Source organism: Pantoea sp. BJFS-204 (genome assembly GCF_049310725.1).
Classification (GTDB): Bacteria; Pseudomonadota; Gammaproteobacteria; order Enterobacterales; family Enterobacteriaceae; genus Pantoea; species Pantoea agglomerans.
In genome coordinates this window covers 588,762-610,702 of record NZ_JBMOWE010000001.1, presented here as the reverse complement: position 1 = coordinate 610,702, position 21,941 = coordinate 588,762, and the positions used below count along the sequence as shown (strand labels likewise).

Sequence of the window (21,941 nt, the reverse complement as noted above, 5' to 3'; positions counted from 1 at the left end):
TGCCGCCTACGCATTACATCAGTGCTGTGCAGGCGGATTAATCAGGGTGCCCGTTGCTTCAGGCAACTCACTCTGCTTTTAAAATCTCTTCATGCTCATCCAGCCAGCCCTGACGCAGCTCCGGCACCGCGCGTTTCAGCCGCTCGAAATACAACTCGCTGGTCGGCTTGTCGTAGTCGCTGCGCGCCAGCTGGGTGACGATGCGACCGCTCTTCATCACCACGATTTCATCACACACCGCGCGTACCGCATGCATGTCGTGGCTGATGAAGATCACCGAGAGTCCCAGTTCGCGCCGCAGTTCGCTGATTAAGTCGAGGACGGCGGCGGCAACCACTGTATCCAGCGCCGAGGTCACTTCATCACACAGAATCAGATCCGGCTCAGCCGCCAGTGCGCGCGCCAGATTGACGCGCTGCTTCTGCCCGCCGGAGAGCGCCCAGGGGCGCCGCCACAGCACGCTGCGCGGGAGCTGCACCAGATCCAGCAGCTGATAAATCCGCTGCTGTCGGGCTGCACCGTTCAGACCGTGAAACAGCGTCAGTGGACGCGACAGGATGCGTTCAACGCTGTGGGCCGGGTTCAGCGCGGTGTCTGCCATCTGGAACACATACTGAATGCGGCGCAGCTCATTGTCAGGCCGTTTTTGCATATCGCCCGAGATGTAGTGGCCGTTAAACAGAATATGGCCGTGGCTTGGAGCGTTGAGTCCGGCTATGGCATGCGCCAGAGTGGTTTTGCCTGAGCCTGACTCACCAATGATGCCAATCGCCTGCCCTTTCCACAGCCTGAGATTGATATCCTCCAGAATGCGTATTTTCGGGTAGCCATCGCTGCCGCGCGGACCATAACCTGCGCTGAGGTCGCGCACCTCAAGCAGCGGCTGAATATCGGCGGCAACCGGGCACCAGTTGCTGGGCCGCTCTTTCTGCCGCGCCGCCTCCATCAGTAAGCGGGTGTACTCCGCCTGCGGTGCGCCGATCAGATGCGCGGTGCTGCCATACTCCGCCATTTTGCCGCGCAATAGCACCAGTATCCGGTCTGCCATCTGCGCCACCACGGCTAAATCGTGACTGACGTAAATCGCCGTGACGCCGCGCTGCACCACCACGCGGCGAAACGCCTTCAGCACTTCCACCTGCGTGGTCACATCCAGCGCGGTAGTAGGTTCATCAAGGATGACCACGTCAGGATCGCCAATCAGCGCCATCGCCGTCATCAGACGCTGTAACTGACCGCCCGACACCTGGTGCGGGAAGCGGTCGCCAATGGTCTCGGGGTTGGGCAGCGCCAGTTCGCGGAACAGCTCAATCGCTTTGGCTTTTGCCGCTTTGCGGGTCAGGGTGCCGTGGATAACCACCGGCTCAATCACCTGATCGAGGATCTTCATGCCCGGATTAAACGACGCTGCCGCGCTCTGGGCGATATAGGCGACTTTGTTGCCACGGAAAGCGCGCAACTGCCCCGGCGTCAGGCTGTTAACGTCGGTGCCGGCAACGTGAATGTTGCCGTCGGCGATGCGGCAGCCGCTGCGGGCGTAACCCATCAGCGCCATCGCGATAGTGGTTTTACCTGAGCCGGATTCGCCAATCAGCGCCAGCACTTCGCCCTTCTGCACGGTAAAGTGAATGTCGGAAACCAGGTCGATCTCTTCGCCGCGATCGGTCTGCGCAGTGACGCGCAGTTTATCCACCGAAATCACCGGCATGGCGGTATGTGGTGTCACGTTCATGCTCCCTCCTTCGCCAGGGTCATCGGACGCATCGCCTGCAGGCTGTCAATAAACAGGTTGGCGCCAATGGTCAGGCTGGCAATCGCCAGCGCGGGCATCAGCACCGCAGGCGAGCCGTCAAACAGCCCCTGCATATTTTCACGCACCAGCGTGCCCCAGTCGGCGTAGGGCGGCTGAACACCCAGACCGAGGAAGCTCAGGCCGCTCAGCAGCAGCACGATGTAGACAAAGCGCAAACCAAAGTCAGTCAGCATCGGGTGCACCATATTGGGCAGGATATCGTGAATGGCGATATACCAGCGGCTTTCGCCCCGCAGCCGTGACGCCCGGACGTAGTCCATGCTGCGCAGCGAGCTGGCCATGGCAAACGCGATACGAAATGCGCCCGGCCAGTAGGTGAAGACCGCCGTGAGGATCAGCATCGGCAGTGAGGAGCCAAATACCGCGACTATCATCAGCGACAGCACTTTGCCCGGCAGTACCAGCAGCGCGTCGTTGACGCGGCCCAGTACCTCCTCCAGCCAGCGCCCCGCCACCGCTGCCAGCAGCGCCAGCAGCGTGCCGATCAGGCTGGCCAGCAGCGCAGCACTCAGCGCCAGACCGATAGAGAACTTCGCGCCATAGAGAATGCGACTCAGCATGTCGCGCCCAAGGTAGTCGGTGCCTAACAGGTTATCGGACGTCAGGCCGCCCATCAGCGGGCCGCCGCCGATGTCATCAATGCTGTGCGGGGCCAGCGGGGTGCCGAATACCGCCATCAGCAGCCAGAACAGCGACATGATCAGACCCAGCCGTCCCGACCAGGAGAGCGACTGTAAGAAACGCCAGGGCAACGAGAGAATATTCATGCGCTTCTCCATTTCGGGTTAAAGGCGATAGTCAGAATGTCTGCCGCCAGCAGCAGGACCAGATAGCAGGCGGCGAACAGCATCACGCAGAGCTGCACCACCGGCAGGTCGCGGTTACTGACCGCATCCACCAGCTGGCTGGCCAGACCGGGATAGCTGAAGATGGTTTCGATGATGATTACCCCGCCAAACAGATAGGAGAGGCTGAGTGAAATGGCATTGGCGATGGGGCCGACCGCGTTAGGCAGTGCGTGACGCAGCACCGCTCTCAGCGGTGAAACCCCTTTCAGCAGCGCCATCTCCAGATAAGGACTGTCGAGCTGGTTGATAATGGCTGCCCGCGTCATACGTGCCATCTGCGCCACCAGCACGCAGCAGAGGGTCAGCACCGGCAGCGCATAGGCTTTGAGGTAACTCAGCAGGTCGCTATCCGGGCTGCCGAACGACATCGCCGAGACCCAGTGCAGCTTGACGGCAAAAATCAGCACCGCCACCGTCGCCACCAGAAACTCCGGCACGGCAACCGTCGCCATGGTGCCGATGACCAGCGCCCGATCGAGTCGGGAACCGCGATTCATCGCCGCAATAATGCCGATAATCAGCGCCAGCGGCACGCAGATCAGCGTGGTGATACCCGCCAGTTCAAAGGTGGCGGGAATGCGCTGCGCCACCAGCTGCGCGACCGGCAAATGGCTGGCAAACGAGGTGCCAAAGTCGCCCTGCACCATGCCTGTCAGCCAGTGGAAGTAGCGCATCAGCAAAGGCTGATCGAGACCCAGCTGCTGCCGTAACGCCGCCACCGTTTCCGGCGTGGCGTTCTGGCCGAGGATCATCTGCGCTGCGTCGCCCGGCAGCAGGCTGGTGATGAAAAACACCACCGCCGAGACGATAAGCAAAGTCAGGATGCCGGCACCAATTCGCCGGGCAATCAGGAACAGCATGTATCGGTTCATCGGCGTACTCCTTCCTCAAATAACGTATCAGGCGCTCAGCCACGCAAACTCATGGAAGCGATAGCCCATCATCATGCCCGACGGCCAGGCCTCCACCCCTTTGACCTTTTTGTTATAGCCATCCGTGGAGCTGATAAAGGTCGGGATAAGGGTGCCGCAGTGGTCATAAATCAGCGTCTGCATGTCGCCATACATCTGCTTGCGTTTCGCCTGATCGCGCTCACCGCGCGCCGCGACCACCAGCTGATCAAACTGAGGGTTTTTCCAGCCCGATTCGTTATTCGGTGCGGTAGAGAGATAAAACTGTGAGAAGAGCATGTCGAGCGTCGGACGCGGGTTTATCGAGCCATATCCCACCGGATCTTTCATCCAGTGCGAAGACCAGTAACCGTCATACGGCACACGTCGCACTTTGATGTTCAGCCCTGCCCCGCGCGCCATCTGCTGGATCATCTGACCGCCTTCATTTGCCCCTTCGATATTCGGCGTGGTGATAATCTCCACCGTGGAGCCGGCCATGCCCGCTTTTTTGATGTGGAACTTCGCTTTTTCAATGTCCAGCGCACGCGGTTTGAGATCGGCGTTATAGAGCGGATGCCACGGCGGCACCGGGGTGTCATTACTGACGTCGCCGTAACCCTGCAGCACCGTTTTCACCAGCATTTCACGTGGCTGCAGATATTTCATCGCCAGCACGAAATCTTCATTGTTACCCGGCTTCACATCGGTGCGGATAATCAGGTTGGTGTACATGCCCGATTTACTCTCCAGCACGCCAAATTCGCTGCTGGCTTTAATGCGTTTGCAGTCGGCAGCGGTCAGCGTGGAGACCATCTGCAGATCGCCCGACATCAGGGCATTAACGCGCGCTGCGCCGTCGGTGACGCCGATGAGTTCTACCTCATCCAGATGTGGCAGACCAGGCTTGTAGTAGTTGGGGTTTTTGGTACCAATAGTGCGCACACCCGGCATAAAGGCTTTGCAGATAAACGGACCGGTGCCGATGCCTTTGCTGAAATCTTTGGTGCCGTCCGGTACGATCAGAAACGGCGGCGTCGCCAGCATATAAGGGACGTCGAAGTTAGCGCTGCTCAGCTCCAGCTGCACCTCGTTATCATTGACCGCGCTGAAGGTTTTAAACTGATCGGCCAGCTTAAAGGCGATAGAGGCGATGGCCGGATCTTTGTGACGGCTGAGCGAGTAGATGACATCTTTGGCGGTCAGCGGTTTGCCATCATGGAAAGTGACCCCCTTACGCAGTTTGATATGCCAGGTAATGCCGTCGCTGGATTCCAGCGATTCGGCCAGCGCCGGTTGCGCCATCAGGTTTTTATCCAGCTCGGTCAGGCCGCTGTAGAACATGAACTGGCGGGTGTAATCCGCACTGTTGTTACTTTTGGCCGGATCAAGTGTATCGGTGGCCGAGGCATTCGACATCGCCGCCCGCAGTTTACCGCCCCTGACCGGCTTGTCATCCGCCAGTGCCGCTCCTGAAAAAGTGATCAGGCCGCTGCTCATCACCGCACCGGCTGAGAGCATTTTCATCAGGCTGCGACGTGAAAGTGAGCCTTCGGTGATCATGCGCGTCAGTGCCGGATTTACCGCATCAGCGTCGTTATTATCAAATTTACTCATCTCTGTACCCTCAATAGTCAGGCGAACCGGGGATCATGTTCTAACGGTGCTGATAACCTGGCGGTCAGCACCCGACGGGACGTTATGAAAGGCGATCCTTTGCTTTGTAATAGAGTCCTGCGAGCGGTAAAAACCATGGCTTGCCGTGATAACCGGGCAGCGCGGGCCATGTGTCGCGCTGCCAGGGATTTTCAGTGCGCTTTTCAGCCAGCAGACTGGCCATGACGCGTCCCATCCACACCGACATCTGGGTGCCGTGACCGCTGTAGCCCAGCGAGTAGAAGAGGCCATCCTGTTCACCCGCGTGCGGCAGACGGTCGGCCGTCATATCAACCATACCGCCCCAGCAGTAATCCACCTGCGACTGGCCAAGCTGTGGCAGCATCTGCGTCATCGCCCGGCGCAGGATCTCACCGCTACGCGAGTCCGACGTCGGGTTGCTGACGGCAAACCGCGCCCGTCCGCCAAACACCAAACGGCGATCGGCCGTGGTACGGAAGTAGTTGCCGATATTCAGTGAGGTGACGTAGGTGCGATCGTTTGGCAGCACCTGGCGCAGCAGCGCCGGGTCGAGCGCCTCCGTCACCACGATAAAGCTGCCAACCGGCACAATGCGGCGCTGAAACCAGGGAAAAGGGCCGACGTTGGAGCAGCCGGTCGCCATCAGCACTTTGTCCGCCAGAATGGTGCCCTGCGCGGTCTCTACCCGATGCTGATAACCCTTCAGGCGTTCTAACTTCGTCACGGCGTGGTGCGGAAAAATCTTCGCGCCGCTGCGGGCGGCGGCCTCAGCCAGCCCGACGCCGAACTTGCCCATGTGCATCTGACCGCCACGTTTCTGCAGCAGGCCGCCATGAAAGTCATCGCTGGCGATCTCGTCACGCACTGCCGTTTTGTCGAGCAGTTCGATCTCCGGGTCAACGGTGCGCCGCATCAGCTCATACGCTTCCTGCAGCCCGGCCACATGCGACGCTTTGCTGGCGAGCTTGAGTTTGCCGCACAGCCGGAAGTCGCAGTCGATCGCTTCATCCTGGATCAGTTGCTGGACATAGCTCACCGCCTCATCAAACGCCCGGTAGAAGCGGCTGGCCTGCTCCAGACCCTGGCTCGCCACCAGCGAGGCGAAGTTCTGCGCCACACCGGTGTTGCAGTGGCCGCCGTTGCGCGCCGAGGCCTGGCTCATCACGTCGCCACTCTCCAGCAGCACCACGCTGATGCCGCTGCGCGCCAGGTTCAGGGCCGCCGAGATGCCGGTGAAGCCACCGCCAATCACCACCACGTCCGCCTGTGCGGGCAGCGGTTCGCGTGCGGCACCGGTAAAGGCCGGAGCGGTGGCCTGCCAGAACGATTCCAGTTTCATGGGGTGTTCCTCAGAGTCCGACGACGCCAGGCAGGCCGCCGATATCGTTGATTTCGGTGTACTGGTAATACGGATTCGCCGGTTCATGACCGCGATTGACCCAGACTTTGTTTTTGATGCCGAGATCGTGGGCAGTCATCAGGTCATAGCGGAAGCTGGAGGAGACGTGCAGGATCTCCTCCGGGCCGCAGCCGAGCTTATCCAGCATGTACTCGAAGCCCTTCATCTGTGGTTTGTAGGCCCCCGTCTCTTCTGCCGTGATAGCCATATAGATTGGCGCGCCCAGACGCGGTTCGTGATGCGGGATCAGGTCTTTCATCGAATTGGTCAGCAGCACCAGCGGAAACTCCTTAGCCACCTTTGCCAGCCCGGCGGGCACGTCGGGATGCGGACCCCAGCTGGCGCAGTCGGTGTAGATAAAGTCGCTGTCGGCTTTGTCCCAGCGGACGCCCCACTTTTTACAGGTGCGCTGCAGGGCATTACTCACCACGTCGTAATAAGGTTTCCACGCGCCGAGTACCTCATCCAGCCGGTAACTGGAAAAGTCGGTAGTAAAGGCGTGCATTGCGTCCGGGTCGACGCGGTCGCTGAAACAGCGCTGCGCGGCACCCGCCATATCGAAGCGAATCAGCGTGCCGTAACAGTCAAACGTGATGAATTTCGGTTTAAACAGTGCCATGTAACACCCTCGTCATTGTCAGTTGCGCTTAGAAATCGATGAGTACACTCTTCTGGCGCTGGCAGGCCTGAAACGCCTGGCGGCCTAAATCTTTACCAATGCCGGAGCCGAGAAAGCCACCGGTCGGAATGATGAAGTCGCCGGAACGGCCATAGCGGTTGATCCAGACGGTGCCCGCGTCAATGGCGCGCATTGCCCGCAGCGCGCGCGGCAGACTCAGGGTGTGAACACCGGCGCAGAGGCCATAGGTGTCATGGGCGGCCATCGCCAGTCCCTGCTCTTCATCATCAAACGTCTGCACCGTCAGCACCGGACCAAAAATCTCCTGCTGGACCGCCGGGTTATCCTGCGCCACGTGACTCAGCAGCGTGGGCTGCCAGAACCAGCCGTCGTCGGTGTCGGCAAAACGCTCACCGCCCACCAGCACTTCTGCGCCCTGCGCTTTTGCCGCTTCAATAACCGAGCAGACTTTGTTGCCCTGTCGTTCGTCGATCAGCGGTGCGTAGCGGCTGTCCTCCTGCCAGGTGACGCCCGGTTTAACCTCCCGGCAGAGTTGAGCCAGCCGCTCAACCAGCGGATCGGCAATGTTGCGCTGCACAATAAGACGGGTGCCCGCCACGCAGGCCTGACCGCCGTTGGCGGTGAAGCCGCGCAGAATACGCTGGGCCAGCACCTCAAGGTCACCCGCGTCATCAAACACCAGTTGCGGACTTTTGCCGCCCAGCTCCAGCGTCACCGGCTTCATGCCGTGCTGCGCGGCATCGCTCATGATGCGCGCGCCGGTCAGGGTCGAGCCGGTAAACGAGACTTTGCGCACCAGCGGATGTTTTACCAGCGCGCTGCCGGTCACCGCGCCACTGCCTTGTACAATGTTCAGCACGCCCGCCGGTAAGCCCGCCTGAATGGCCAGTTCGGCCATGCGCACGGTAGAAAACGGGGTCAGTTCAGAGGGTTTAAGCACCACCGCATTGCCCGCCGCCAGCGCCGGTCCGCATTTCCACGACGCCATCGACAGCGGGAAATTCCACGGGGTAATCGCGGCGATAACGCCATAAGGTTCGGCAATCAGCATGCCCAGGCTGCTGTCGCGGGTGGGAAAGAGATCCCCGCTGTATTTGTCAGCGCATTCGGCATAGAAGCGAATCGCTTCGGCGGTAAAAGGAATTTCGTGCAGCACCACGTCATTGATCGGCCGGGTGGAGCCCAGCGCTTCCAACTGTGCCAGCAGCGCGTCCTGCTCAATCAGATCGGCCCAGCGGCGCAGTACCCGTCCGCGTTCGCGCGGCGGACAACCGGACCAGCCGCTGCTTTTCAGCGCCTGATGCGCCACAGTCACGGCACGATCGACATCCTGCAGCGTGGCGTCCTGCAGCGTGGCATAGACCCTGCCATCCGATGGACGTTTAACCTCAAAGGATGCACCCTGGCTCTGGCAGTGCTGGCCGCCAATATAATGGCCAGCTGGAAGAGAAACTTTTTCCGGGTCGAAACTTAACATGGAAGAATTCCTTATTTGTTACACCCATCAGTTGCTGGTTTATTAGCGTTTAAAACTGCCGGTTTCTGCGCTGTTAATAAGCTAATGCAGAAAGTATGCCAGCCGGGCAAAAAATAAAAATGCGTTTAAAACAGTGCAAAAAAATTTTCTGCCGTATTGGCGGTAGATTTTTTGTGGAATTGCCGAACAATTAAACAGATGATTTACTTCACAAAATTTATGCGCCCTGCTGGTGCAACCTGCACGGAAATTGCACCAAAGCGGATATTTCGGGTCAGGCGGCTCAATCCGGTTCACATGATCCGCCGATTTAACGACCCGCTTCACATCCCTGATAAATTCTTTAATTTTTCAGAACAATTATTTGACGCCGGTAAGTTTTTACGGAGCCTCAGGCAAAAAAAAGCCAGCCGGATTATCCGGCTGGCTCTTTTCATTTTTAGTTACAGACTGCCAATGTGAAATGTTTTCTGTTCCAGATATTCATCAATTCCGTAGCGGGAACCCTCCCGGCCAATACCGGAGAGTTTCACGCCGCCAAACGGCGCGACCTCCAGGGAAATAGCGCCGGTATTAAAGCCGACCATGCCAAACTCCAGCGCCTCCGCTACCCGCCATGCGCGCCGGATGTTCTCGGTAAAGAAATAGGCACCCAGGCCGTAGGGCGTGTCATTTGCCATCGCGATTGCCTCCTCTTCATCATCGAAGATAAACAGCGGCGCGACCGGACCAAACGTCTCTTCATGGGCGATGCGCATGGTGGCGGTGACCTCACCGAGCACCGTGGGCTGCACAAAGGTCCCGTTGCCCTGGCTGATGCCGCCGGTCAGCAGCGTTGCTCCCTGGCTGAGCGCATCATCGATATGACCGTTCACTTTCTCTACCGCGCGGCTGTTGATCAAAGGGCCAATAGTACTGTCGGGCGCAAAACCATCGCCCACTTTCAGGGTGGCGACCGCCTCCAGCAACCGGGCGGTGAAACGCGGATAGATACTTCGCTGCACCAGGATGCGGTTAGCGCAGACGCAGGTCTGCCCGGCGTTGCGGAACTTGCTGAGCATGACCCCCGCGACGGCAATCTCAATATCGGCATCATCAAACACGATCAGCGGCGCGTTGCCACCCAACTCCAGACTCAGGCGCTTGATGCTGTCGGCGCTCTGTTGCATCAGCAACTGTCCGATGCGGGTTGAACCGGTAAAGGAGATTTTACGTACCGTGCGGCTTTCGGTCAGCGCCGCGCCAATCTCCGTGGGCAGGCCGGTCAGCACCTGCAGCACGCCGGACGGGAAGCCGGCGCGCTCTGCCAGCACCGCCAGTGCCAGCGCCGACAGCGGCGTCAACTCAGAAGGTTTAACAATAATCGGGCATCCGGCGGCCAGCGCGGGCGCCACCTTGCGGGTGATCATCGCAATCGGGAAGTTCCACGGCGTGATTGCGGCGGCAACGCCTACCGGCTGTTTCAGCACCAGGATGCGCCGGTCCTCGCTGGGCGCGGGAATGGTGTCGCCATAGATGCGGCGTGCCTCTTCCGCGAACCATTTCACAAAGCTGGCTCCATAGAGCACTTCGCCTCTGGCTTCCGCCAGCGGTTTGCCCTGCTCGGCGGTCATGATAATCGCCAGGTCGTCAGCGTGTTCAATAATCAGTTGATGCCACTTTTCCAGCAGCGCGGCACGGCTGGCATTGGTGGTTTTGCCCCAGCTGATGCGCACCGTTTCCGCATAAGCTATCGCCTGCCCGGTTTCTGCCCGACCCAGTGCCGGAATCGTCGCCAGGGTTTCGCCCGTGGCGGGATCGGTAACCGGCAGCGTGGCGCCCTGATGCGCATCCTGCCAGCGTCCATTAAACAGCGCCTGCTGGCGCAGCAGATCGCTATCGTTAAGTTGTAGTCGCGACATATCATCCCCTTGTGGTCAGCTGATTCCACTTTATCGCGCCGGGTCAGCGCAGGATGTTGTTGTGCGGGGTGAGAAAGGTCGATAGGGGAGATTTTCGCGGTGATTTGAAATTTTATGCCGTGCGGAAACAGGCGCGCATCCGGGTGGATGCGCCGTGTGCTTAAATCTGGAAGTCGATAACCGGTTCGTCGTCATTGCTGTAGGAGAGCGCCTGACGCTTGATCTCTTCCAGCGACAGGTTGGCGTTGCAGAGTTCCAGGAACTGCCAGACGTAGTTGCGTTGCAGCTGGCCGCGCTTGAGGCCGAGCCATACGGTGCTGGCATCGAACAGATGCGTGGCATCGAGGCGCACCAGCTCTTCACTCTCTTCAGTTTCACACGCCTGATCGGCCAGTATCCCCACGCCTAAACCGAGTTTGACGTAGGTTTTCACCACATCGGAGTCCTGAGCACTGAGCACAATATCTGGTTTTAAACCGGCCGTCTGGAATGCACGGTCAACCCGCGAACGTCCGGTGATACCCTGCCGGTAGGTGATCAGCGGATAGCGGCTGAGCGTGCTCAGTGAAACCGGCTGGTTCTCCACCAGTTCATGCCCTTTCGGCACCAGTAAGGCGTGATGCCAGCTGAACCAGGGGAACGCCGCCAGGCTGCTGTTGTTGACCAGTAATTCACTGGCGATGCCAATGTCCGCCTCACCCGCCAGCAGCATGGTGACAATTTCCTGCGGCGACCCCTGATTAAGTTCAAGCCGGACGTTGGGATAGAGCTGACGAAACGCTTTGATCACTTTCGGCAGGCTGTAGCGCGCCTGAGTATGGGTAGTGGCTATGGTCAGGATGCCGCTGGTTTCATTGGTAAAGACATCGGCCAGACGTCGCACTTTGCCCGCTTCATCCAGGATACGCTCAGCGATGGTCAGCAGCGCTTTGCCCGGCTCGGTCATCCCCAGCAGGCGCTTGCCGCGACGGATAAAGATCTCAACCCCGAGTTCATCTTCCAGGTCACGAATGTGCCGACTTACTCCCGACTGGGAGGTAAACAGCGTATTAGCGACTTCCGTTAAGTTAAACTCACAGCGGGCCGCCTCGCGGATGATTTTAAGCTGCTGGAAATTCACGGTATTTACCTCCCTTTACATAATCTGATTATCTGATGGTAAGAACTATTATTGATAACCGGAAATACTAAAAAATTCGGATTTATGACTTTAGGGAATAACGGGGTGGATTTTGGGGGTGCAGAGAGGTTTGAGATGGGCGGCCGGACTTCAGAATTTGACTGAAACCCGGCCTGGGGGAGAGGCTATTTTACAGAAGGCGATAGATTACGCATTCTGGCGCTCTCTGCTTTCATCTCTTCATAGCTTGCTTCCAGGATCCACAGACAGGTCGCACCCTGGTCAGTTGCCAGTAGCGCCAGACGGGTTTGTTGATAAAAATCCTCTATAAAGGCTGTAGGTTGCTCAGCCGGAACGCTGCAGACAATGTCTGTACCTGCCATATGGGGCCAGGATCTGGCGTCAATAACCCGGAGCGTCTCCAGCACGCCCGGGGTATTCTTTGCTAACGCCGAGGCAAGGGCATCCTCCATCCGGGTTGCCTGCTGAACATCAGCCGTAGCTGCCAGTTGGGGCACTTTTGCAAGCCAGGCTTGCTCTCCTGACGCGATGCCCTTCAGCGAATTTTCCCAGTCGGATGTATTCGCTCCAGCCCAGACCGCGAAGGGCAGAAGGCCAATCAATATCAGATATTTCATCGGACCACCTCCAGCGTCCCGCCTTCACGCAGCACGCGTCGCCGGGCTGCAAGTGACATAATGATGCAGCCTTCTGAGGCGAAGCCCGCTGGCTTATTGACTCTTTCGCCATGAATGCGAAATGCCGAACGGCCAAAAGACTCTCCGGAAGTCTGCACCAGAATAATGGTCAGGGGTCCTTTTGATGTGGAGTGCCCTGCAATTCTGTACGTTCCCTGAGGAAGGGGCCCCATCCCTCTTACATGCTGGCGATCGGGATTATTTTTGTTAGTCAGACTACCTGAGTAGCCGGCCTCAATAAATTCACTGTTGTGGTATAAGTGACCCGTGCTTTGCTCATATGTCCATGTCATCGTTATATTCCTTTATGCTGTCACTCGATCATTCCAGCTGTCCGAGTGGACGATATTTCCGTCTGCATATCGCCAGGTAATTTTTTCGTAAATCAGCTCTACAGTTTCCAGATGATCCCGCGCCTCACCATAGCGGGATTTAACGTCATACATCATCGGACCCACACAGATAACGGTTACGCCTTCCATCAAAGTATTGAAATATTCCACCTCCTGCCCCGCGTCATTTATCCGGTAAAATCTTATTTCCGCTGAGCAAAGCTTTTGACCTGAGGTCACAGCCCTGTAAAGACAAGGACTGGACTTATCGATCTCTTTATCAAAACTGTAAGAAGCGTGTTCGCGGACAGCGGTTGTTTTACCCGTCACGTTGTCTGTGGAGAGCATGACGCCGTGATTCAGGCCGAGGACTTCAATAGCGCCTTCACGACCTGCCACGTCGACTGATCCGACAATAATGTTGTTACCGTCATCTTTAAGCCAGAGATAAGCTGGAATAGCCATCGTTTTAAACTCCATTTTAAAAAGAGAAAGCCAGCCTGTTTTCTGCTGACAGGCCCACTGCTTTCACAGCCTGATTAAACTATCTTCCGGCAAACATCAGATCAATTTTCATACAGCGTGAAATCAACCTGATTGAAGTTTTATTGTTTCAGATATAGAGATCGCGGAATAACCGCTATCAGAGAAAAAAAACGTGCCCAAAAGCTATTCAGAATAATTTAAAAGTCGCATCAGCAATTCTTCACGCCAACATGGATTTATCATTCGTGCTATGAAGTTCACATTGTGTCGAAATGGAAAGATAGAACCTCTTCCTGTCCAGCCAGTAAACAGCTCTGTGCAGCAAATAAATACAGAAATTACAGACGAAGGTTTACCAGAGGCGTCCGCAGCGCTGAGGAACAACCGGAGGCAAGGATGAGCCGACAGGACGTCGGCGAAAGGACGGTACGAGCCAGGGATGGCGAGTCCGGACGGTCCGTCGGCCGCAGGGCGTGACGAAGGCACCCCGCACAGCGGGGCGCGCAGGCAGCCGGACGCCGGGATTGTTAAGGGGCGGGCGTCCGCCCCTTGACGCGTCCGCCTGCTCGGGCAACCTGAAACTCCTCATCCCCTGGCGGGCGAAACTTCCTCAGTGCATACCCGCTGCTAAAGGCTCACAGCCTCCATCGCCTGGCGGGCGAAACCCGCTCAGTGCAACCCGCTGCAAAGCGAAACCGGCTGGTTGCCAGCCCGCTGCAAGCGCCCTCTTAACTCACTAACATTAACTCCCGCTCCTCACTCAGCGGCTTATTCAGCAGCGACAGCAGAATGTTCTTCACTGCCTGCGCTGAAGGTGACAGCGGCAACCGGGCGGAGACGTTCAGTGACAGCGGCAGACTCAATGACGGGCTGTTGATGCGTGACATCCAGGCATCGGTGGATCCCACCAGCGAACGGGCGGCGGACTCAGGTAATACGGTCACGCCCATGCCGCTGGAAATGGCTGCGGTCAGGGTTGAAATCGATTCGATCTCACCGATGATGCGTGCACTCAGACGACGCAGCGAAAAGGCCTCATCGACCCGCTTGCGCACTGCGCTGTAATCGCGCGGTAAAAACAGACTCATCTGCGCTACATCGGCCAGATCGACGCTGGCTCCCGGGTAATCGGTGGCGCCTACCAGAAACAGATCCTCTTTCATCAGCGGCATGCTGGTGATCCCGGCAGTGGGTGCACGATCGTACAGCACCGCCATATCCAGCTGACCGTTCATCACTTTCTCATTCAGCACGCTGCCGCTATTTTCGTGCAGATAAACCAGCACTTCCGGAAATTGATCGCGAACGGTCTGTAACAGCGGCATGGTCAGCGATGAAGCAGCCGTACCCGGGGCCAGCCCAATCGAGACCTGTCCACTCAGTACCTGACCAGCGTTAATTACCGCAGTCTGGGCCTGCTCACACTGGCGCAGAATGGTGCGCGCATGACCATAGAGAATCTTACCCGCCTCAGTTGGCGTAACGCCGCGCTTGGTACGAATCAGCAACTGCTGATCCAGTTCATTTTCCAGCGTCGCGACCTGCTGACTGAGTGCAGGCTGGGCGATGTGCAACACTTCTGCTGCCTGCGTCAGACTGCCGATATCGACGATTTTCACAAAGTACTTCAGTCGTCTTAAATTCATCTTGCCTCCGTCACTCACCCCGAATAGCGAAATGGGTCTGATCCCATCGCCCTGATAACAGAGATTTTGCAAGATGCAGGCCAGGTTTAAAAAACTCAGGCCATCAAGCAGCCAGATTTTTCCTAACGGCCCGGAAAATAAGCGTTTCTGATTACCTCTTATGGGTTAATAAGGATCAGGAATGGCTGAGAAGAGAGAGTAAAGCCGTCAGGCGCACTGTGACAGTGCAGACGCTGCGAGTCAGACGTGCAGAAAAGTGATGACAGGCTGTACAGTTTGAGTGCAGTGGAAACGCATTGCACCTGATGAAGGCTTGCAGGGCCTGAACAGAGGAGTAAAAAACAGGGAGTAAATGTAACCGCTATCAGCAGGATTTCTTATCGCTGGCGAATGCCGGATGATAAAAAGCAACCGTTGCCCTCTCCCGCATCCGGAAGAAGGCAACGCCTGCTGATTAACGTTTTTTGCGGTTACGGTGCATGTCGATAGAGACCGCAGCCACAATAATCATCCCTTTGATGATGTCCTGAATGTACGCATCGACACCAACGAAGGTGAATCCGCTTTTAATCAGGCCAAGGATCACTGCGCCAATCAATGTACCGGTGATACGGCCCACGCCACCCATCAGGCTGCTGCCACCGATAACGGCTGCAGCAATGGCATCCAGCTCGTACGACATCCCCATGCTCGACTGACCGCTGCTGACGCGCGCCGCCAGTACTACACCCGCCAGGCCAGAGAGCGCGCCTGCAATGGTGTAGACGATAATCAGATACTTATTAACGTTGATACCGGAGACTTTCGCCGAGGTCATGTTGCCGCCGATGGCGTAAACATATTTACCGTAGCGGGTATGCTTCAGGGCGATATGGAACAGCAGCGCCACCACCAGGAAAATGACTACCGGCATGGCACCCTGTCCGATTGAGGTGAAGCCATCGGAAAGGAAGCTGATCGGATTGCCCTGGGTGTAATACTGCGCCAGACCACGTGCCGACACCATCATGCCCAGCGTGGCAATAAAGGGCGGAATGCCGGTGCGGGTAATCAGTACACCATTGACCACGCCCGCCAGCAAACCGACGCCGATACCGGCCGCGATAGGGATCACCGCAGGCATATTCACCAGCGACGGATACATTGGCGACAGGCTGTCAGAGGTCTGCGCCAGGCTCGCGGCCACCACTGCCGCCAGGGCAATAATGGATCCGGAGGAGAGATCGATACCGGTGGTGATGATGACCTGGGTCACGCCGACGGCGATAATCCCGATAATCGCCACCTGCAATACAATCAGGATCAGACGGTTGGTGTTGAGCAGGAAAGACTGGTCACGCACGTACCAGCCGAACATTTCAAAAATTAACGCAATCCCCACCATCACCACGAAAATGCCGGTATCTTTCGGCAATTTATGACGCAGGCTGGCAAAAAAAGAGGGTTGCTGCGGGGCTGCCGGGGTGGCAGTAGCTTTCATATTGCTCATAGTGGTCTCGCGCCTCACTCGGATGCCAACGACAAAATGGTTTCCTGATCGGCTTCTTCTTTATCGAGGATGCCGGTTATACGCCCGCCGTGCATAACCATCACCCGGTCGCTCATGCCAAGAATTTCCGGCAGTTCAGAGGAGACCATGATGATAGCCACGCCACGGTTGGCAAGTTCACTGATTAAGCGGTAAATCTCCGCTTTCGCGCCGACGTCAATGCCGCGCGTCGGTTCGTCCAGAATCAGAATCTTCGGTTGCGCCAGCAGCCAGCGGGCAATCAGGACTTTCTGCTGATTACCGCCGCTGAGGTTATTGATGATTTGATCCATGGTTGGCGTTTTAATGTTGAGACGACGGATTTGATCCATGCAGTCCTGCGCCATCTTCACATGGCTGACAAACCCGCTTTTGCCGCTGTACTCCGGCATGTTAACGATGCTCATGTTCTCCATTACCGATAGCACCAGAAACAGGCCGGACTTTTTACGGTCTTCGGTGAGGAACGCCATGCCCTTTTCAATTGCAGTTGAGGGTGAGTCGATCGTCACCGGCACGCCATCAATCAGGATCTCGCCGCTGTCGAAGCTCTCCATGCCGAACAGGCTCTCCATCACCTCGCTGCGACCCGCACCCACCAGTCCGGCGACGCCGAGGATCTCCCCCCGGCGCACACTGAAACTGACGTCGGTGAAACGATCTTTGCAGGTGAGATTGCGCACCGTCAGCACCTCTTCACCAATTGCGCTGTTGAATTTCGGGAACAGCTGGGTCAGTTCGCGTCCCACCATCTGGGTAATCAGCGACTGGCGGGTATATTTCGACGTCTGATCGCTGGCGATCCAGTTGCCGTCACGGAAGATACTGACTTCATCGGTGATGGTGAAAATTTCATCCATCTTATGGCTGATGTAGATGATCGCTTTGCCCTGCTCCCGCAGGTCACGAATGATGGTAAACAGATGCGCTACTTCGGTTTCTGTCAGCGCGGAGGTGGGCTCATCCATGATCACGATGTCTGAATCCCATGAAACTGCTTTGGCAATCTCAACCATCTGCTGCGACGCGATGCTCAGCTCGCCCACCATCCGATCGGCTTTCAGGCGGATATTCAGGCGGTTGAGCAGTTCCTGCGTCATCTGATTAAGTCGGGCGTGATCGACAAAGCCAAATCTCATCGGCTCGCGACCCAGCCAGATATTCTCGGCGACGGTCATGTAAGGCACCAGGTTGAGCTCCTGGTGGATCATTGAAATGCCGGAACGCAACGCGTCCATGGTGTCCTGAAACTGCACCGGCTCCCCTTTAATTTTGATGGTGCCCTGATCGGGACGATACATCCCGATCAGACACTTCATTAAAGTGGATTTGCCCGCGCCATTTTCGCCCATCAAGGCATGTACCGTTCCCGGACGCACCCGCAACGAGACGTTGTCGAGGGCTTTAACACCGGGGAAGAACTTGCTGATGCCTTCGGCTTCAAGCGCAAAAGCGTTCATACATCACCTCCGTACAGCTGGGTCGGGAACGACTATTTCAGGTTACGCTTGGTAAACTGTTCCATGTTTTCTTTGGTAATCAGCTGGTAGGGGATATTGATGACTTTCTGAACTTTCTCGCCATTCACCAGTTTGATTGCCGTCTGCACCGCACCTTCACCCTGGCCCTGCGCATCCTGGAATACCGTGGCGACCATCTTGCCCTGCTTCAGCATCTGCAGCGCATCGGGTGTGCCATCGACGCCAGCGATCAGGATTTTGTCCGGATTTTTACCCAGTGCCTGCAGCGCACCGATCGCCATTTCATCGTTGTTAGAAGCGATGGCATTGATCTCATCACCGGCGGTCATCCAGTTACTGACTACGTCTACCGCATCGTTACGGGTAAATTTGGCGGTCTGTTTCTGAACAATTTTGATGCCAGGGAATTTAGCCGCAACCTCTTCCACACCTTTGGTACGGTCACGGGTCGCTTCATTCGCCAGGTCACCCATCAGGATGGCAACGTTGCCTTTGCCGTTCATCGCTTTAGCCAGCGCTTCCATCTGTAAGCGTCCGGCCAGTTCCGAATCGGACCCGACGTAGGCCATTTTGCCGGTCAGCTCAGCCTGTGGACGGCGGTTGACAAAGATCAGCGGGATACCCGCTTTGCTCGCCTGGTCCATAATCGGTTTCACCGCATTGGTATCGACCGGGTTGACGATCAGGGCATCAACACCCTGACCGATAAAGTTCTGAACCTGCTGCAGCTGCTGTGAAACGTCGCCTTTTGCATCCTCAACCTGCCCTTTAACGCCATCTTTCTGCATCTCTTTCTGCATTGAGGTACGCAGAATGGTGAGGAAGTTGTCATCAAACAGCGCCATGGAGACACCAACTGAGATATCTTTTGCCATAACCGCGGCAGGTAACATGCAGGCTAACAGTGAGGCGACAATCGTTTTTTTAATGTTCATAGGGACCCTTCTTATTTGTTAACTTGCTCAGCGGCTGTGACCGCGAATGAAAAATATCTTTTACATTCACCCAGCCTGTCTGGCGTCTGTTTCGGGAAATTTGAGGTAAGACTTCATGTTCTGACTATTTTTGTGATCGACCACTCCTTTTCACAATCACTTGATCTGCAAACAGTTAACTTCAAAATAGCGTTTCACTTTCAGACGATAATGACGACCGTGATGATAAGCAGTTTATTTATTCCATATAATCACGTTTTGAAATTTTTATCATAAAAGCACTGAAACGGTTGTTTTAACATCGGCAAACAACAAAACTTTGACATGCCTCTAACATCTGCGGAGAAATGCCCGCAAAGTGAGATCCTGTTGGCAGTTTGAAAATCCAGCAGAATCGGGTAAAAATCGCCAATCCGCTGCTTTTACGAGCATCTGAACGCAATTCGGTAAACAGGGCTTTGACAAGCGGGATCTGCGCCGCTAATATTCGCCCCGTTCAAGCGATTCCTCTGTAGTTCAGTCGGTAGAACGGCGGACTGTTAATCCGTATGTCACTGGTTCGAGTCCAGTCAGAGGAGCCAGAATTAGAAAAGCCCGCTCAGGGAAACCTGAGCGGGCTTTTTGCATTTATGTTTTCGGTCACGGCGGCATGACATCCCCGCCTGAATGGCTTACACCTCAAACCCGTAGTGCGAGCCGTCCGGCAGTTCCACCACCAGCCGCAGCTTACCCCCTGCCGCATCGATATAGCGCTTGAGCGTGGAGAGCTTCAGGTCGCGGCCCGGCTTCTCCATGCCCGCCACGGTAGGCTGTGTAATGCCCAGCGCCTTTGCCATTTCGACCTGTGTTTTCTGCACTTTCTCGCGCAGCTCGGCAAGGTGAATGTTGAGCAGGATATCCGTCGCCATCGCCTGTGCGTCGGCAACGACTTCCGGTTTTTCATCCGCAATAAGCTGTTCAAGCGTTCTGCCCATCTGGTTACTCCTCATCTTTAAAACTATTCAGCCAGTGTGTAAATTCCCGATCGGCAACCGGAAGCATCTCCTGATAAAAACGCTTTTCATTGCCCACCTTATTTCCGGCACAAAGCACAATCGCCGTTCGGTTTGGGTCAAAAGCAAAGAAAGCCCTTATCGGATCGCCGCGACTCTGAATACGCAGCTCTTTCATGTTGATATAAACAGAGCCTTTTAGCGTATCCGCGTATGGCCTGGACAACCCCGGCCCCTTTTCGCGCAACACCATTAATGCTGCCAGTACGCAGGCGCGATCGCTCTCATTAAGCAAGGTAAACCAGCGATCAAACCTCTCCGTCGTTTTAATCATCCACACGGGATCTCCTTATTAATATAGGTCAAATACTATATAGGTGTAAAGCGATAACCGAGTGCGACACAGGGGGATTTCAGATGCCTGTGCTTTTAGTGCAAAGTGAGAGAAGCGTTCAGCCGGATCAGTGATGAATCCACACAACCTTCATCGTTTTGCGAGCTGTACCGGATTGGTTATGGGGTGAGATGATGTGAGGCGTTGTTCTCAATAAGAAAGCCCGCTCAGGCTTCCCGGAGCGGGCTTTAACTTTGTTCGCATCGCTTCCCTGCCAATGCAGAGTGACGCTTTTAGCGCGTGATTACGGCAGCGCGATACGGGCAATCTCGTCAGTGCCTTTGGTGGAGGAATCTTTGTTGAATTCCGCCTTAAGCGTGACATAGAGCGTGTTGTTGTCCGGGCCAATCAGCAGGCTGTTTGGGTTCTTGTCAAACGACCAGCTGTTTTTCACCGCGTAGGTGGTGGCATCCAGTTGCAGCACTTTCTTCGATTCGCGCTGGCTGATGTAAAGCTCATTGCGTTTAGCGTTGAACTTGATGCCCATCGCATCACCTTCGATACGCTTGATCACTTTGCCGGTGCGCTCATCAAAGATCAGCGTGGTTTTGCCTTTGGAGTCGTCAGTAACAAACAGGCGACCGGTAGCAGGATCTTCCGCCATGTTCAGGAACAGATACTCTTTGCCATCGCCTGCGGTCCAGCGCTTCTCGATTTTATGGCTGCGTGGATTGATCACCAGAATTTCACCCGAGCCGTTAGCCGCATAAATGCGCTCAGTCAGCGGGGAATAGATGATACCGGTGACCCATTTCCCGGCGTTTTTAATCTCGGTTTTCAGCTTAAAGGTTCGGGTATCTACGACGGAGATATAGCCCGGTTCGGCTACGCGACCGACATAAAGCTCGTTGCCGTGCCACAGGACTTCACGCGCACCCGCCGGATAGCCCTCTTTACTGATCTTGCCCGGGAACACCAGACGCTGCAGCACTTTGCCACTCTGGGCGTCCACTTTGGAGATCGCGCCATCCAGTGAGTTGGTGGTGTAGAACACCTGACCATTTTCATCGATAGCGGTACCGAAGTTTTTCATGTCGGTATGCGTTTCGCCTTTGGTCGTCAGCGTGGCCGGATCGAGACGATAGATCATGCCGCCGTTCACATCCTTAAACGCCTGCGCGCTGGCGACAAACAACGCTTTTGACGCAGGGGAGTAAGCCATTTCGTACAGACCATCACCCAGAGCGCGTTGTGTCACTGCGGTATTAACCGGTTTTGGGGCTTCAGCGGCAGGCGCATCGGCTTTTTTAGCTGGTGCCTGACACGCTGTCAGGCTAAAGGCAGCGGCAACTGCCATGGCAACAGCGGCTTTGCGCGGGCTTAACGATTTCATGCTGAACTCCGTCAGGAAATAAAGAATGAGAATCATACGCATTAACAGCCAGTAATCAAATGACGACGCTACTATCCAGACCTGTCCGGTCATTTTACCCGCGTTAAACCGCTTAACTGCCCCGTGAAATTCCACCTGAATGCCCTTTTTCTGCTTTCAAATCTGATAAACACCAGCAACTAAAAGGCTTTAAATTTTCCTATCACATTGAATTATAAATAATTAACATAAAGTTACACTTTCGATTGAATCCTTTGAAGAATATATAAAGCAAATGATTATCATTGGCGTTCTCATAACTGGCTGAGCGTCTTTCTCCAGAAGATGAGTGGATAAAAAATAACAACCAAAGACACAACGGTTTAACTCAATACCAATTTTTAATGGAAA

The 21,941-nt window shown here is 55.9% G+C and carries 19 protein-coding genes and 1 tRNA gene; 1 reads left to right on the top strand and 19 read right to left on the bottom strand.

All coding sequences use genetic code 11. The annotated features are described in order from the left end of the window. Positions 1-67: 67 nt before the first annotated feature. The 16 genes from ACO6VX_RS02650 to ACO6VX_RS02575 form a co-directional block, all read right to left on the bottom strand. Positions 68-1,732 (bottom strand): ABC transporter ATP-binding protein, encoded by a 1,665-nt coding sequence (locus tag ACO6VX_RS02650; RefSeq protein ID WP_422457595.1) that lies wholly within the window; start codon positions 1,730-1,732, stop codon positions 68-70. Then, positions 1,729-2,580: an ABC transporter permease gene (locus tag ACO6VX_RS02645; protein ID WP_010247873.1), complete on the bottom strand. Its 852-nt coding sequence runs from the start codon at positions 2,578-2,580 to the stop codon at positions 1,729-1,731. Before ACO6VX_RS02645 ends, ACO6VX_RS02650 begins: the two co-directional genes overlap by 4 nt. After that, positions 2,577-3,533, bottom strand: coding sequence for an ABC transporter permease (locus ACO6VX_RS02640; protein WP_052270632.1), 957 nt, complete (start codon positions 3,531-3,533; stop codon positions 2,577-2,579). Before ACO6VX_RS02640 ends, ACO6VX_RS02645 begins: the two co-directional genes overlap by 4 nt. Positions 3,534-3,560: 27 nt before the next feature. Further along, positions 3,561-5,168, bottom strand: coding sequence for an ABC transporter substrate-binding protein (locus tag ACO6VX_RS02635; RefSeq protein ID WP_163640100.1), 1,608 nt, complete (start codon positions 5,166-5,168; stop codon positions 3,561-3,563). Between the two features lie 82 nt (positions 5,169-5,250). Continuing rightward, positions 5,251-6,528, bottom strand: coding sequence for an NAD(P)/FAD-dependent oxidoreductase (locus ACO6VX_RS02630; RefSeq protein ID WP_022624965.1), 1,278 nt, complete (start codon positions 6,526-6,528; stop codon positions 5,251-5,253). 10 nt (positions 6,529-6,538) lie between these two features. Beyond that, positions 6,539-7,207, bottom strand: coding sequence for a haloacid dehalogenase type II (locus ACO6VX_RS02625; protein ID WP_010247881.1), 669 nt, complete (start codon positions 7,205-7,207; stop codon positions 6,539-6,541). 28 nt (positions 7,208-7,235) lie between these two features. Beyond that, positions 7,236-8,705 (bottom strand): aldehyde dehydrogenase family protein, encoded by a 1,470-nt coding sequence (locus tag ACO6VX_RS02620; RefSeq protein WP_263054103.1) that lies wholly within the window; start codon positions 8,703-8,705, stop codon positions 7,236-7,238. A gap of 443 nt (positions 8,706-9,148) precedes the next feature. Then, positions 9,149-10,606: an NAD-dependent succinate-semialdehyde dehydrogenase gene (locus tag ACO6VX_RS02615; RefSeq protein ID WP_179256795.1), complete on the bottom strand. Its 1,458-nt coding sequence runs from the start codon at positions 10,604-10,606 to the stop codon at positions 9,149-9,151. 160 nt (positions 10,607-10,766) lie between these two features. Beyond that, positions 10,767-11,726 carry an HTH-type transcriptional regulator Cbl gene (gene cbl / locus ACO6VX_RS02610; RefSeq protein WP_422457593.1) on the bottom strand — a complete coding sequence of 320 codons (960 nt, stop codon included), beginning with the start codon at positions 11,724-11,726 and terminating at the stop codon, positions 10,767-10,769. Between the two features lie 185 nt (positions 11,727-11,911). Next, positions 11,912-12,364 (bottom strand): hypothetical protein, encoded by a 453-nt coding sequence (locus tag ACO6VX_RS02605; RefSeq protein WP_010670915.1) that lies wholly within the window; start codon positions 12,362-12,364, stop codon positions 11,912-11,914. Beyond that, on the bottom strand, positions 12,361-12,717 hold the full coding sequence (locus ACO6VX_RS02600) for a tlde1 domain-containing protein (RefSeq protein ID WP_033767704.1): 357 nt from the start codon (positions 12,715-12,717) through the stop codon (positions 12,361-12,363). Before ACO6VX_RS02600 ends, ACO6VX_RS02605 begins: the two co-directional genes overlap by 4 nt. A gap of 12 nt (positions 12,718-12,729) precedes the next feature. Further along, on the bottom strand, positions 12,730-13,221 hold the full coding sequence (gene tssD, locus ACO6VX_RS02595) for a type VI secretion system tube protein TssD (RefSeq protein ID WP_010670916.1): 492 nt from the start codon (positions 13,219-13,221) through the stop codon (positions 12,730-12,732). A gap of 749 nt (positions 13,222-13,970) precedes the next feature. Further along, entirely contained in the window at positions 13,971-14,888 is a 918-nt protein-coding gene (gene nac / locus ACO6VX_RS02590; protein WP_010247899.1) for a nitrogen assimilation transcriptional regulator NAC, read from the bottom strand. 454 nt (positions 14,889-15,342) lie between these two features. Then, positions 15,343-16,368 carry an ABC transporter permease gene (locus tag ACO6VX_RS02585; protein ID WP_174819610.1) on the bottom strand — a complete coding sequence of 342 codons (1,026 nt, stop codon included), beginning with the start codon at positions 16,366-16,368 and terminating at the stop codon, positions 15,343-15,345. Positions 16,369-16,391: 23 nt separating this feature from the next. Then, positions 16,392-17,876: a sugar ABC transporter ATP-binding protein gene (locus ACO6VX_RS02580; RefSeq protein ID WP_033758305.1), complete on the bottom strand. Its 1,485-nt coding sequence runs from the start codon at positions 17,874-17,876 to the stop codon at positions 16,392-16,394. Between the two features lie 32 nt (positions 17,877-17,908). Continuing rightward, entirely contained in the window at positions 17,909-18,832 is a 924-nt protein-coding gene (locus tag ACO6VX_RS02575) for a sugar ABC transporter substrate-binding protein (RefSeq protein ID WP_010247907.1), read from the bottom strand. A 505-nt stretch (positions 18,833-19,337) separates the two neighbouring features. Here ACO6VX_RS02575 and ACO6VX_RS02570 point away from each other — a divergent pair. After that, positions 19,338-19,413: transfer RNA gene (locus ACO6VX_RS02570), tRNA-Asn, on the top strand. 90 nt (positions 19,414-19,503) lie between these two features. On the opposite strand, the gene ACO6VX_RS02565 is transcribed toward ACO6VX_RS02570, so the two are convergent. The 3 genes from ACO6VX_RS02565 to ACO6VX_RS02555 all read right to left on the bottom strand — a co-directional run bounded on the left by ACO6VX_RS02565 (position 19,504) and on the right by ACO6VX_RS02555 (position 21,551). Beyond that, positions 19,504-19,806, bottom strand: coding sequence for a helix-turn-helix domain-containing protein (locus ACO6VX_RS02565; RefSeq protein ID WP_010247918.1), 303 nt, complete (start codon positions 19,804-19,806; stop codon positions 19,504-19,506). 4 nt (positions 19,807-19,810) lie between these two features. After that, positions 19,811-20,164: a type II toxin-antitoxin system RelE/ParE family toxin gene (locus ACO6VX_RS02560; protein ID WP_010670918.1), complete on the bottom strand. Its 354-nt coding sequence runs from the start codon at positions 20,162-20,164 to the stop codon at positions 19,811-19,813. A 298-nt stretch (positions 20,165-20,462) separates the two neighbouring features. Next, entirely contained in the window at positions 20,463-21,551 is a 1,089-nt protein-coding gene (locus ACO6VX_RS02555; RefSeq protein ID WP_029519393.1) for a YncE family protein, read from the bottom strand. Positions 21,552-21,941 lie beyond the last annotated feature (390 nt).

Bases quoted from the DNA above. Each gene is read 5' to 3' on its own strand.
- ACO6VX_RS02620 (WP_263054103.1), bottom strand. From the start codon at position 8,705: ATGTTAAGTTTCGACCCGGAAAAAGTTTCTCTTCCAGCTGGCCATTAT.
- ACO6VX_RS02635 (WP_163640100.1), bottom strand. From the start codon at position 5,168: ATGAGTAAATTTGATAATAACGACGCTGATGCGGTAAATCCGGCACTG.
- ACO6VX_RS02645 (WP_010247873.1), bottom strand. From the start codon at position 2,580: ATGAATATTCTCTCGTTGCCCTGGCGTTTCTTACAGTCGCTCTCCTGG.
- ACO6VX_RS02580 (WP_033758305.1), bottom strand. From the start codon at position 17,876: ATGAACGCTTTTGCGCTTGAAGCCGAAGGCATCAGCAAGTTCTTCCCC.
- tssD (WP_010670916.1), bottom strand. From the start codon at position 13,221: ATGGCTATTCCAGCTTATCTCTGGCTTAAAGATGACGGTAACAACATT.
- ACO6VX_RS02605 (WP_010670915.1), bottom strand. From the start codon at position 12,364: ATGAAATATCTGATATTGATTGGCCTTCTGCCCTTCGCGGTCTGGGCT.
- ACO6VX_RS02650 (WP_422457595.1), bottom strand. From the start codon at position 1,732: ATGAACGTGACACCACATACCGCCATGCCGGTGATTTCGGTGGATAAA.
- ACO6VX_RS02640 (WP_052270632.1), bottom strand. From the start codon at position 3,533: ATGAACCGATACATGCTGTTCCTGATTGCCCGGCGAATTGGTGCCGGC.
- ACO6VX_RS02615 (WP_179256795.1), bottom strand. From the start codon at position 10,606: ATGTCGCGACTACAACTTAACGATAGCGATCTGCTGCGCCAGCAGGCG.
- nac (WP_010247899.1), bottom strand. From the start codon at position 14,888: ATGAATTTAAGACGACTGAAGTACTTTGTGAAAATCGTCGATATCGGC.
- ACO6VX_RS02565 (WP_010247918.1), bottom strand. From the start codon at position 19,806: ATGGGCAGAACGCTTGAACAGCTTATTGCGGATGAAAAACCGGAAGTC.
- ACO6VX_RS02555 (WP_029519393.1), bottom strand. From the start codon at position 21,551: ATGAAATCGTTAAGCCCGCGCAAAGCCGCTGTTGCCATGGCAGTTGCC.
- ACO6VX_RS02625 (WP_010247881.1), bottom strand. From the start codon at position 7,207: ATGGCACTGTTTAAACCGAAATTCATCACGTTTGACTGTTACGGCACG.
- ACO6VX_RS02630 (WP_022624965.1), bottom strand. From the start codon at position 6,528: ATGAAACTGGAATCGTTCTGGCAGGCCACCGCTCCGGCCTTTACCGGT.
- ACO6VX_RS02585 (WP_174819610.1), bottom strand. From the start codon at position 16,368: ATGAAAGCTACTGCCACCCCGGCAGCCCCGCAGCAACCCTCTTTTTTT.
- ACO6VX_RS02575 (WP_010247907.1), bottom strand. From the start codon at position 18,832: ATGAACATTAAAAAAACGATTGTCGCCTCACTGTTAGCCTGCATGTTA.
- ACO6VX_RS02600 (WP_033767704.1), bottom strand. From the start codon at position 12,717: ATGACATGGACATATGAGCAAAGCACGGGTCACTTATACCACAACAGT.